This window comes from Streptomyces sp. NPDC050806, from assembly GCF_055586425.1.
The window spans coordinates 191,304-203,113 of record NZ_JBVJIF010000013.1; the positions used below are offsets into that span (position 1 = coordinate 191,304).

The following is an 11,810-nucleotide window of genomic DNA, read 5'->3' on the forward strand; positions in this document are numbered from 1 at the left end:
CGCTGACCAGCCTACCAGCGTGGCTGCTCGGCATCCCCCGAGTGGCCGGGGCGGGAAATGTGCCGTTTCGTAGGGTGCACAGGGCAGTTCCGGCAGGTAGGAGGAACCGTGCAGACCGACATCGATCCCCGCAGTCTGATCGGCCGCAAGGCGTTCGACCGGCACGGCACCAGGATCGGCACCATCGACGAGGTGTACCTGGACGACGCGACCGGCGAGCCGGAGTGGGCGGCGATCCGGACGGGGCTCTTCAGCCGGGACGCGTTCGTGCCGCTGGAGCCGAGCCGGCTGGTCGACGACGCGCTGCACGTGCCGTACGAGCGGAAGCTGATCAAGGACGCGCCGGATTTCGGAGTGGGCCGGCACCTCTCCCCCGAGCAGGAACTCCAGCTCTACCACCACTACCGGCTGGATATCTCCGCCACCGACGCGGAACTCGCCGACGAAAAACCCGGAGACCGCTCGCCCGCCGGCTCCACCGACCGGGAGTTCGGCCGCATAGCGGGCTCGCCGGACGACTGAACACCGGACGGCTGCGGACCGTCGGATATCGGCGAGGACGACGACGGATCGTCGGGTATCGGTGGGGACGCCACGCTGCCCTCGGCCGTCATGGGTGCTTGCGCGGCGGTCGCGTCCGGCCCGCCGCCCACCAGGGGCAGCGCCTCCCCCGGTGTGAGTGCCGGATCGTCCACGAGGAAGGTCCGCACCCGCCCCGGCGCGGACCACGGCTGCTCGAACCGTACGGTGACCCGCCCCAGACCGCTTCCCTGGACCCACCCAGGGCCGTACTCGGCATGGACCACGTCCAGGCCCGGCACCCACTTCCTGGGGCGCTCAGCGGCCTCCTCAGCCTCTTCCGCCCCACTCTCCCCGCCGGCCGCTCCGGCGGCCGCCTTCGCCTCCTCGGCGAGCCGGGCCTCCTCGGCCGCCCGCTCCGTCGCCGCCTGGGCGAAGAGATCCTCCTGCGTGAAGTCCGCGAGGCCGCTCACGCCCACGCCGAGCAGCCGCACGCCACCGGTGGTGTCGATCAGGTCCAGCAGCCGCCCGGCCGCATCCCGCACCACCGCGGGATCGTCCGTCGGCCCGCGCTGGGTCTCGGACCTGGTCAGCGTGGAGAAGTCGTAGTTGCGCACCTTCAGCACGACCGTACGGCCCGAGCGCCCGGCCACCCGCAACCGCTGCACGCACCGGTCCGCCAGCCGCATCACCTCGGCACGCACCCGCGTACGGTCGGTGAGGTCCACCTCGAAGGTGTCCTCCACGGAGATCGACTTGGCGTCCCGCTCCGCGACCACCGGGCGGTCGTCCTGCCCCAGCGCCATGGCGTACAGCCCCGCGCCGTGCGCCCGCCCCAGCAGCCGCACCAGCTCGGCCTCGCCGGCCTCGGCGGTCTCGGCGATCGTGTGGATCCCGGCCTTGCGCAGCGCCTCGGCCGTGGCGGGTCCCACGCCCGGCAGCGTCCGCACGGACATCGGCCCCAGCAGCTCCCGCTCGGTGCCCGGCTCGATCAGCACGAGGCCGTTCGGTTTGGCCTGCTCGGACGCGATCTTCGCGAGCATCTTGGCGCCCGCGAGGCCCACCGACCCGGTCAGCCCCGTGACGGCGAGGATGTCCCGGCGCAGCTGCTCCCCCACCGCGCGGGCCGAATCTTCGTCGTCGGCCACCCCGCCGGCCTCCAGGTCGACGAACGCCTCGTCCAGGCTCAGCGGCTCCACCAGGGGCGACAGCTCGTGCAGCAGCGTCATGACCTTGTCGCTGACCTCGCGGTACACGTGGAAGCGCGGCGCGAGGTAGGCGGCGTTCGGGCACAGCCGGCGGGCCTGGGCGGTGGGCATGGCCGAGCGGACCCCGAAGACGCGGGCTTCGTACGAGGCGGTGGAGACGACGCCGCGCCCGCCGATGCCGCCCACGACGACGGGCTTTCCGCGCAGGCTGGGCTTGGCCGCCTGCTCGGCGGCCGCGAAGAACGCATCCATGTCCAGATGCAGGATCGTCGGCGCACGTCTCACGTGATTGATGGTGCCGTACGCCACTGACAATCGGCCGCGCGGCGGGCCGTGAAGCCTCTGGTGACCTGCCGGGAGACGTCGTCCGACCGCGTCGGCGGACGCCTCGTGCCTGCCGTCGGCCCGTTCCGTCACGGGCCTCGGCGGCGTCAGACCGCGCGGTTCCTGCGGCGGGCCAGCTCGTCGTGGGGGTTGTGACCGACGAGGGTCTCGCCGGTGTCCACGCGCTCCCCGTGCAGCTGCTCCAACCCGGCCTCCACGTCCCGCCAGACCACGCCGACGGCGATGCCGAAGACGCCCTGGCCGCCCTGGAGCAGGTCGACGACCTCGTCGGGCGAGGTGCACTCGTACACCGTCGCGCCGTCGCTCATCAGCGTCATCTGCGCCAGGTCTGACAGCTCGCGCGAGGCGAGGTGCTGCACCGCCGTGCGGATGTTCTGCAGGGAGACGCCGGTGTCCAGCAGCCGCTTGACGATCTTCAGGACGACGACGTCCCGGAAGCTGTAGAGCCGCTGGGTGCCCGACCCGTACGCGGGCCGCACGCTGGGCTCCACCAGGCCCGTACGCGCCCAGTAGTCCAGTTGCCGGTAGGTGATGCCCGCGGCGGCACACGCCGTCGGACCTCGGTACCCAATGGTCTCGGCGCCCCTGTCCACCGGCTTGCCGGTGGCCTGCGCCGGGGCACGGTTTATCGGGGCACGGTTCGCCGCGCCAGTGTGAAGCGGCAATGCCCCTCCCGCCGCCGTACCGTCGCCGGTGATTGCCACGCCGACCTCCGTCCTCCACGTCCCGGACGGGACCTGCCTCATCGACGGTATGCAGTCACTCGGGGTGCGTCAACGATCGCCGCGCTCGCCACGCCGAGTGATAATCACCCTACGAGTGGTTTCACGTGACTTTATGCGGGGAATGTCTGGTGGGTTGTGCGCCGGGCGTGCTTTCGTGCGCCCGGCACGCCACCTGCCGGCGGCGAATCCGCACCGGCCCTACTGGCTGTTGGTCCCGAAGTCCTCGGGCGAGATCTGGTCGAGGAACTCGCGGAACTTCTCCACCTCGTCCTCCTGCTCGTCCGGGATCGCGATGCCGGCATCGTCCAGCACCCCGTCGGTCCCGTAGATCGGCGTACCCGTGCGCAGCGCAAGCGCTATGGCGTCGGACGGGCGGGCGCTGACCTCCACGCCGCTGGCGAAGACCAGCTCGGCGTAGAAGACGCCTTCCCGCAGGTCGGTGATGCGCACCTGGGACAGCTCCTGGCCCACCGCCTCCAGCACGTCCTTGAACAGGTCGTGCGTCAGCGGCCGCGCAGGGGCCATCCCCTGCTGGGCGAAGGCGATCGCGGTCGCCTCGCCGGGCCCGATCCAAATGGGCAGGTAGCGGTCGCCTCCCACCTCGCGCAGCAGCACGATCGGTTGGTTGGAAGGCATTTCCACCCGGACACCCACGACGTCGAGCTCGTTCACACAGCAACCCTAGGACGTGCCCGGCCGGTTTGGATAGTCGGGCACCCCCTCGGCGGGGGCGCCCTCACCCAAGGTCACGGCAGCCGGACGTGGAGAGCGGCCTGGACCAGGGCCGCATGCAGTCGTACGGAGAGCGTGGCCAGCTCCCTGGCCGTGGCCTCCGCGTGGGCCCTGGTCTGCGGGTTGCGGTGCCGCTTCAACGGCGCCACGACCTGCTCGATCAGGCCCGCCTCGCGCTCCGCCGCGGCCTTCACCGCCCGCAGATGGCGCGCTTCCAGGCCGAAGCGGCCCAGCTCGGCGACGAGCTTGGCGACCGCGACGGCTTCGATGTCGTACCCACCGTCGGACGCCGGGGCGAGCAGTCCGTACGCCTCCCAGTCCGCGAGCTCGGATTCGTCCACCTCAGTGGCGGCCAGCAGCTCGTCGCGGCCGATCCGGGCGGCCGTCGGATACTCGCCGGACGGCTCCTGTACACCGTCCAGCAGCTCCCTGGGCGCCGCTGCCGGCGCCGGCAGCTGCACGTCCTCACCGCGCGCCAGGGCGTCCAGATGCTCACGGATGACCTTCAGCGGCAGATAGTGGTCGCGCTGCATGCGCAGCACGCCCGCCAGCCGCTCCACGTCCTCCGTGCTGAACTTCCGGTACCCGGACGGCGTACGCTGCGGCTCGACCAGCCCCTCGGACTCCAGGAAACGGATCTTGGAGATCGTGACCTCGGGGAATTCGTCGCGCAGCAGATTGAGCACCGTACCGATGCTCACCAGCTCGCCGCCCGCGGCGGCGGTGCCGGAGGACCCGGCACCGCCCGACGCTGTGTGGTGCATGTGCCTTCCCTGGCGGGTCAGATGCCGACGCCCCGCTGGCTCGCGTAGAAGACCAGGCGGAACTTGCCGATCTGCACCTCGTCGCCGTTGGCGAGCGGGACGGAGTCGATCCGCTCACGGTTGACGTAGGTGCCGTTCAGGCTGCCGACGTCGGCGACGGTGAAGCCGCCGTCCTGGCCGCGGCTGAACTCCACATGGCTGCGGGAGACCGTCACGTCGTCCAGGAAGATGTCGCTCTGCGGATGGCGCCCCGCCGTGGTCAGGTCGCTGTCCAGCAGGAAGCGGCTGCCGGAATTGGGGCCCCGGCGTACGACGAGGAGCGCGGAGCCGAGCGGCAGCGCGTCCACGGCGGCCTGGGCCTCGGGGGACAGCGAAGGCATCGGGGTCTGCCCCGTCGTCTCCGCGTCGTAGGCCTCGATCCCCGAGATGGAGATGGTCGAGGTCGTCTCGGAGGGACGCTCGGCCTGCCCCCCGGCGCGCAGCGGCGCGCCGCAGTTGGAGCAGAACCGGCTCGCCTCGGCATTGCGGTGCCCGCACCTCGTACAAACCGGCAAGGCGGACCCTCCACCCGTAGCGGCTGATGGTTCCTGGAAACCTATGGGGGCGGACGCGGCAGGGTCAACAGAACCCGGCCGCTGACCACCGGAAGTGCCACCGGCGGAGCCGGCCACCTCGTCACGGAAGAGCGGACGCTCCTCATTTGCCGCCGGCTCACCTGACTGCCGCGGCGCGGCGTGCCGCGCGGAGGCGTTGCCGCCGTCCTTGCGGTCACTCTTGCCGAACAGCTTTGCAAAAAAACTCACGGGCGATTCCCCTTGAACGAAACAGACCCGCCCGTGGGGCAGGACGAACCCTCGATGCACACACCGGCCGATCCGGACATCCATTCAACGTCCGCGGCCTTCACACAGTTTCCACCACGCACCACTTGTGCGGTGCGCCGACCCCCGGCTAGCTCATGCCCCGTCGCAGGCCTCGCCATACGTTCCCGCCTCACTGCGACGACGACCGCGCGTAGTCGGGCCGTTCCGCCTTGCGCAAGGCGTCCACGACGATCTTGTCCTGACGGGTCACAGACACCGTGGCCTGCTCCTTCTCCAATGTCTGAACGACTCCGCCCGGGATGTTCAGGGCCGGCTCCAGGTCCTCGGGCTTGCCGATGACCTTGAAGCGGAAGGGCTGGGCGACCCGCTTCCCGTCGATCTCCACGCCGCCCCGCACGTCCGAGAGGTAGGTGTTCGCCACGACACGGACGTCGTTGACCTGAATGGCCTCCGCGCCGGCCGCGCGCAGCTCCTGGATCGTGTCCAGGAGCTTGTCGGCCTCGACGGAGCGCGACGGGTCGTCGATCGTGAGCGAGATGCCGGGTCCCTCGGCCGCCACCGTACCGGCCAGCACCCCGAGCTGCTGTTCTTTTTCCACCGTCTGCTTACGGGCCTCCTCGGCCTGGTCCGAGCTGTTCTCCAGCTCGGTCTTCTGGCCTTCCAACCGCCGCTGCTCGTCCTCCAGGCGCTGCGAGCGGTCGTCGAGCTCGTCAAGGATGCGCACCAGGTCCTCCTGGCGCGCTCCGCGCAGCGCACTGCTGTCACTGGTGGAACGTACCTGAATCGCGAGCCCGAGCCCGAGAATGAACAGCAGTACGGCCGCAATCAATTGAGCCCGGTTCAGCCGCGGCGGCCACAGGCCCGCCTTGAGGCGCTCCCGGCCGGTGAGCTGGGGGCCGTCCGCCGGCTCCGGAGTACCACCGGACGGCTGCCCCCCGGTGGGTGGCGGTCCGGGCGGTACGGCTCCGTGATGGCCCGCTCCGGAGGCAGCGGGGGCGGCATGACGATGCCCGTGAGGGCCTGCCGACGCGCCGCCCGGACGGCCGCCCTGTGCCCCTTGAGGGGCGCCGCCGGGCCCCTGGCTCTCGGGCGGCATGGGAAACCGTCCGGCGGGCCCAGGACGCCCACCGGGGCCCTGCGGACGGCCCGGTACGGGTCCGCGTACGGGTCCCTGCGAACGGCCGCGTACGGGGCCGTGAGCGCCGTACGGGCCACCCTGCCCGGGCCCCTGCGGACGCCCCTGGGGAGCGCCCGGCCGCCCCTGAGGGTGCCCCTGCCCCTGTACGGGGCGCGTCGGGCGTCCTTGAGGCGGTCCCTGCAGCGGGCCCTGAAGGCGGCCCGGTCCGGGGCGTTGCGGGGTGCCCTCACCGGAGCCGTGCGTGGTCGCACGGCCGGGCGGCGTCGCCTTCCCCTGCGCCTCATCCGGCACGGAATCCTCAGCCGTACCTGTAGCCTCTTCCGCCCCGGAGGACTCGGGCTTCTCGGGCGTCCTGGGCGTTTCGCGGCGCTCCGGGGCATCGCGGCGCTCCGCAGCACCACGCTCTCCGGCCTCTTCGCCGCTTCCGGGCGCCACGGGACGTTTCTGCGACCCGGCCGCCTCTTCAGGACGCTCCGGCCGCTCACCCTCGGAGGCCGCGGGCGCCGCCTCTTCGTGGGCGGACGACTCGTCACCCTTCGGGGGCACAGCGCCCTCGGAGGTCGCCTCACCCGTGGCGGGCGCGCCGCTCTCGGGGGACGCGGCGCTCTCCGGCGCCGTCCCCTCGTTGTCGCTCTCCGAGGACGCGTCGCGCTTTGGGGTCTCGTCGTGCTCGTCGGATGGCATCGGCCTCACGCCCTGAACACGTGCCGGCGAATCGCGGCGGCGTTGGAGAAGATGCGGATGCCGAGCACCACGACGACGCCGGTGGAGAGTTGAGCGCCTACGCCCAGCTTGTCCCCGAGGAAGACGATGAGTGCGGCGACGACCACATTGGACAGGAAGGACACGACAAAGACCTTGTCGTCGAAGATGCCGTCCAGCATCGCCCGCAGGCCGCCGAACACGGCGTCCAGCGCCGCGACGACGGCGATCGGCAGGTAGGGCTCGACCACCGTCGGCACCACGGGACGGACCACAAGCCCGACCACGACTCCCACGATGAGGCCCAGTACGGCGATCACGATGTGCCCTTCCCTGTGTCGGTGCCGCCCGGCTGCGGGGCACCGGTCTTCGGCTGTGCGGTTCGTACGATCAAGCTCGGCGCCGGCGGCAGCGTGAGCTCGCCCTCGGTGGAAATCCGGGTGCGGACGCCGTAGTTCTGCTGCAGCACATGCAGGTACTGGCCGTCGGCACTGTCCTGGAAGGCGGTGCTGAGCCGCTGCCCGTCCCCCACCGCCAGCACCGTATACGGAGGTGCCAGCGGTTTGTTGTCGACCAGTATGGCGTCTCCCGCCGCCCTGATCGCCGAGAGGGAGGTGAGGCGCTGCCCGTTGACGGAGATGGCCTCGGCGCCGGACTCCCAGAGCCCATTGACGACGCGTTGCATGTCCCGGTCGCGCACCCGCCCGGTGTCGGAGAAGCCGGAGCTCTCACGGGGGCCGCCACTGCCGGCCTCCGCCTCCTTGGCATCGTCCACAACCAGCTTCACGCCGGGCCCGGTGACCTGTGTGGAGCCGGACAGCAACGCGAGCAGGTCGGCCCGCTCGCCGCCGCTCTTCTTGAGCGCCTTGCGCTGCATGTCGCCGACGTCGTCCCTCAGGGAGTCGACGTGCTGCTGCAGTTTGTCGGCCTTGTCGGTGCCCTGGTCGATCCGGGCGATGAGCTCCTCGCGCTCCTTCGCCATGGTCGGTGCTGATATGCGCGCCTGAGCGGCGCCCACCGTGACGACCACGGCAGCCAGCACCAGACCGGCCGCGAGGCCCAACTTGGCCCGCAGCGTGCGCGGCAGGCCACCGTCCTCCGCCGCTTTACGGGCTGCCGCCTCGGCGTACCCGTCATCGAGGCTGTGCTCCATGACATTGTTCAGCAGCGACATGGAGGCATCGGGGCGCGGAGCGGATCCGGGGCTGCTCCGTTCGGGGTGCTGCTGCGACATGCCGCACATCGTCGCACGTCGGCGGCGCACTCTCCCAATGGCCCCACCGGCGCGCCGAATCGAGACGCGCCGATGGGGACCGAGGTCAGCGGCCCGCGCTGTCCACGACGGACGACCACTCGTCCAGGAGCTGCTGAGCGGAGGCGTCGTCCGGGCCCTCCGCCCACAGGTGCGTGACCGCCTCGGCCGGGTCGGGCAGCACCAGTACCCAGCGCCCGTCGGCCTCGACGACCCGTACGCCGTCGGTGGTGTCCACCGAGCGGTCGCCGGCCGCCTCGACGACATGGCGCATGACGAGACCCTTGACGGCCCACGGAGTCGCCAGGTCGCGCTTGAGCACGTGGGCACGCGGGATACGCGCGTCGATCTGGCTCAGCGTGAGCTGCGTACGGGCGACCAGACCGATGAGCCGCACGAAGGCAGCCGAACCATCGAACACACTGGCGAACTCGGGGACGATGAATCCGCCCCGGCCGTCGCCGCCGAAGATGGTGTCGTCCGCCCTGCCCACCCTGGTCAGGTCATCGGGCGAAGTGGTCGTCCACTCCACCTGCGTACCGTGGTACGCCGCCACCTGCTCGGCGATACGCGTCGTGGTGACGGGCAGCGCCACCCGGCCGCTGCGCCGCTCGGCGGCCACCAAGTCCAGCATGACCAACAGCGCGCGATCGTCCTCGATGATCCGCCCTCGCTCGTCAACGAGGGACAGCCGCTCACCCACCGGGTCGAAGCGCACGCCGAAGGCCGCCCGCGCCGAGGCCACGATCTCGCCCAGCCGCACCAGGCCGGAACGCCGTGCGTCCTCGGTCTCCGTCGGCCGCGACTCGTCGAGACCGGGGTTGATGGTCAGGGAATCCACCCCGAGCCGGCCCAGCAGGCTGGGCAGCACCAGACCCGCGCTGCCGTTCGAGGCGTCCACGACGACCTTCAGGCCGGCCTCCGCGATACCCGTGGTGTCCACGGACCGCAGCAGCGAACCGGTGTACGAATCGAAGACACTGGACGGGAAGTGCAGGTCGCCGATCTCACCGGGGAAGGCGCGACGGTACTCCTGCCGCGCGTAGACACGGTCGAGCTTGCGCTGACCGCCTTGCGAAAGGTCAGCGCCCCGCTCGTCGAAGAACATGATGTCGACGGAGTCCGGCACACCCGGCGTCGTCCGGATCATGATCCCGCCGGCACTGCCCCTGGCGGTCTGCTGACGGGCCACCGGCAGCGGCACGTTCTCCAGGTCGCGTACGTCGATCGCGCTCGCCTGGAGCGCGGAGATCACCGCGCGCTTCAACGCCCGGGCACCACGTGAATGGTCGCGGGCCGTGGTGACCGACGAACCCTTCTTCAGAGTCGTCGCATAGGCACCCGCGAGCCGCACGGCCAGCTCTGGCGTGATCTCCACGTTCAGAATTCCGGAGACACCACGGGCGCCGAAGAGATGCGCCTGGCCGCGGGACTCCCAGATGACCGACGTGTTGACGAACGCGCCCGCCTCGATCGTCTTGAAGGGATAGACGCGGACGTTCCCCTGAACAATCGATTCCTCACCGATGAGGCACTCGTCGCCGATGACGGCGCCGTCCTCGATACGGGCCGCCCGCATCACGTCGGTGTTCTTCCCGATGACGCAGCCGCGGAGGTTGCACTGCTCTCCGATGTACACGTTGTCGTGCACCACGGCCTTGTGCAGGAACGCACCGCTCTTCACGACGACATTCGACCCGACGACGGTGTGCTCGCGCAGCTCCACGCCGGCTTCGACCTTCGCGTAGTCGCCGATGTAGAGCGGGCCGCGCAATACGGCGTCCGGGTGAACCTCCGCGCCCTCCGCCACCCACACGCCCGGCGACATCTCGAAGCCGTCGATATCGACGTCGACTTTTCCTTCGAGAACGTCGGCCTGGGCCTTCACATAGCTTTCGTGCGTGCCGACGTCTTCCCAGTAGCCCTCGGCGACATAGCCGTAGATGGGCTTCCCTTCCTTCATGAGCTGGGGGAAGACATCGCCGGACCAGTCCACCGGAACGTCCGGCTCCACGTAGTCGAAGACCTCGGGCTCCATGACGTAGATGCCCGTGTTCACCGTGTCGGAGAAAACCTGGCCCCAGGTCGGCTTTTCCAGGAACCGCTCGACCTGGCCGTCCTCGTCGACAATCGTGATACCGAACTCGAGCGGGTTGGGAACCCTTGTCAGGCAGACGGTGACGAGGGCGCCCTTCTCCTTGTGGAAACGGATCAGGTCGGTCAGGTCGAAGTCAGTGAGGGCGTCACCGGAGATGACGAGGAAAGCGTCGTCCTTGAGCGCCTCCTCGGCGTTCTTGACGCTGCCCGCGGTGCCGAGCGGCTTTTCCTCATTGGCGTAAGTGAGCTCCATACCGAGCTCTTCGCCATCACCGAAATAGTTGCGCACCAACGAGGCCAGGAATTGGACCGTCACTACGGTCTCACTGAGGCCGTGCCGTTTCAGCAGCCGCAGCACGTGCTCCATGATCGGCCTGTTCGCCACCGGAAGCAGCGGCTTGGGCATGCTCGAAGTCATGGGCCGAAGGCGCGTGCCTTCGCCGCCCGCCATCACAACGGCCTTCATGTCGGAAGCGTCCTCCTCGAAGAGATGACGATCTTGCCGACTTCACCCGTCCCGATGGCCCACTTTTTGCTGGTGGGGCACCCGGCCTCACGCGTCTGCCGGTTAAGGCGAGCTCAGTCGGCCGCGGTGTCCGCCTTGATGATGCGGCGGACCTGAACCACGTAAAGGATTCCTGCCCACCAGTAGAGCGTTGTACCCCATCCGGCGAACGCCCATCCGAAAATAGCAGCGAGCGTATGCAGCCAGCCACTTCCGTCACTGAGAAGCAGCAACGGGAAGGCATACATCAGGTTGAACGTGGCCGCCTTGCCGAGGAAGTTCACCTGCGGCGGACCGTACCGGTGCCGGCTGAGCCATCCCACCGCCACCAGCAGCATCAACTCGCGAGCGAGCAGCGCAATGGTCAGCCACAGCGGAAGGATCTCCCGCCAGGTCAGTCCCACCAGGGTGGACAGTATGTACAGCCGGTCGGCCGCCGGATCGAGAATGCGGCCCAGGCTGCTGATCTGATTCCAGCGGCGGGCCAGCTTCCCGTCCAAGTAGTCGCTGACGCCGCTCAGAGCCAGGACGAGCAACGCCCAGCCGTCGGCCTTCGGACCGCCGAATTCCGGCCACAGGATCAGCCACAGGAACACGGGCACGCCGATCAGGCGAGCCATGCTCAGAATGTTGGGGATGGTGAGGACGCGATCGGTCTGGATCCGCGTCTCCTGAACCTCCACCCGTGGGCCTCCTGTGGAAACGTAGCGATGATGCCCCATGACTTTACCTGCCCGGTTCGTCCCCCTGTACCGCGGGCCCCGTATCGGCCACGACCAGGCCGGCCGCCCCGGCGGACCGTGTCCGGAAACAGCCGTCGGCCATCGGTCCGGTAACCGGAGGCAGCCAAAAAACAAAAAGCTCCGGTCCCTGAACCAAAAGGCTCAGGGACCGGAGCTGAAGAATTGTTCGGCGGCGTCCTACTCTCCCACAGGGTCCCCCCTGCAGTACCATCGGCGCTGAAAGGCTTAGCTTCCGGGTTCGAAATGTAACCGGGCG

10 protein-coding genes, 1 rRNA gene and 1 pseudogene are annotated in these 11,810 nt (G+C 69.7%); 1 reads left to right on the top strand and 11 read right to left on the bottom strand.

Annotated features, from left to right (window positions below):
• Positions 1–108 precede the first annotated feature (108 nt).
• Positions 109–516, top strand: a pseudogene (locus ACZ6WH_RS35360) (PRC-barrel domain-containing protein); the annotation flags it as partial.
• Here the strand turns inward: ACZ6WH_RS35360 and ACZ6WH_RS35365 are convergent.
• The 11 genes from ACZ6WH_RS35365 to rrf form a co-directional block, all read right to left on the bottom strand.
• Complete coding sequence (locus ACZ6WH_RS35365) at positions 402–2,012, bottom strand: DNA polymerase IV (protein WP_469733783.1); 1,611 nt, start codon at positions 2,010–2,012, stop codon at positions 402–404. The pseudogene ACZ6WH_RS35360 and the gene ACZ6WH_RS35365 overlap by 115 nt on opposite strands.
• 146 nt (positions 2,013–2,158) lie before the next feature.
• Complete coding sequence (locus ACZ6WH_RS35370) at positions 2,159–2,776, bottom strand: MerR family transcriptional regulator (protein ID WP_361566172.1); 618 nt, start codon at positions 2,774–2,776, stop codon at positions 2,159–2,161.
• 219 nt (positions 2,777–2,995) lie between these two features.
• The gene (locus ACZ6WH_RS35375) at positions 2,996–3,469 is read right to left on the bottom strand and encodes a bifunctional nuclease family protein (protein WP_030263902.1); all 474 of its coding nucleotides are present in this window, start codon (positions 3,467–3,469) and stop codon (positions 2,996–2,998) included.
• A 74-nt stretch (positions 3,470–3,543) separates the two neighbouring features.
• Positions 3,544–4,293 carry a transcriptional regulator FtsR gene (gene ftsR / locus ACZ6WH_RS35380; RefSeq protein WP_362218237.1) on the bottom strand — a complete coding sequence of 250 codons (750 nt, stop codon included), beginning with the start codon at positions 4,291–4,293 and terminating at the stop codon, positions 3,544–3,546.
• Between the two features lie 17 nt (positions 4,294–4,310).
• Positions 4,311–4,847 (bottom strand): FHA domain-containing protein, encoded by a 537-nt coding sequence (locus ACZ6WH_RS35385; protein WP_361566166.1) that lies wholly within the window; start codon positions 4,845–4,847, stop codon positions 4,311–4,313.
• Positions 4,848–5,286: 439 nt separating this feature from the next.
• Complete coding sequence (locus ACZ6WH_RS35390; protein ID WP_469733784.1) at positions 5,287–6,213, bottom strand: DUF881 domain-containing protein; 927 nt, start codon at positions 6,211–6,213, stop codon at positions 5,287–5,289.
• Positions 6,214–6,944: 731 nt separating this feature from the next.
• Positions 6,945–7,277, bottom strand: a complete 333-nt coding sequence (locus ACZ6WH_RS35395; RefSeq protein ID WP_003984969.1) for a small basic family protein — start codon at positions 7,275–7,277, stop codon at positions 6,945–6,947.
• On the bottom strand, positions 7,274–8,191 hold the full coding sequence (locus ACZ6WH_RS35400; protein WP_469733786.1) for a DUF881 domain-containing protein: 918 nt from the start codon (positions 8,189–8,191) through the stop codon (positions 7,274–7,276). Before ACZ6WH_RS35400 ends, ACZ6WH_RS35395 begins: the two co-directional genes overlap by 4 nt.
• A gap of 85 nt (positions 8,192–8,276) precedes the next feature.
• Positions 8,277–10,772, bottom strand: coding sequence for a mannose-1-phosphate guanyltransferase (locus ACZ6WH_RS35405; RefSeq protein WP_361568588.1), 2,496 nt, complete (start codon positions 10,770–10,772; stop codon positions 8,277–8,279).
• Positions 10,773–10,885: 113 nt separating this feature from the next.
• Positions 10,886–11,494 carry a CDP-alcohol phosphatidyltransferase family protein gene (locus ACZ6WH_RS35410; RefSeq protein WP_361568586.1) on the bottom strand — a complete coding sequence of 203 codons (609 nt, stop codon included), beginning with the start codon at positions 11,492–11,494 and terminating at the stop codon, positions 10,886–10,888.
• A gap of 224 nt (positions 11,495–11,718) precedes the next feature.
• A 5S ribosomal RNA gene (gene rrf / locus ACZ6WH_RS35415) occupies positions 11,719–11,810 on the bottom strand; the annotation flags it as partial.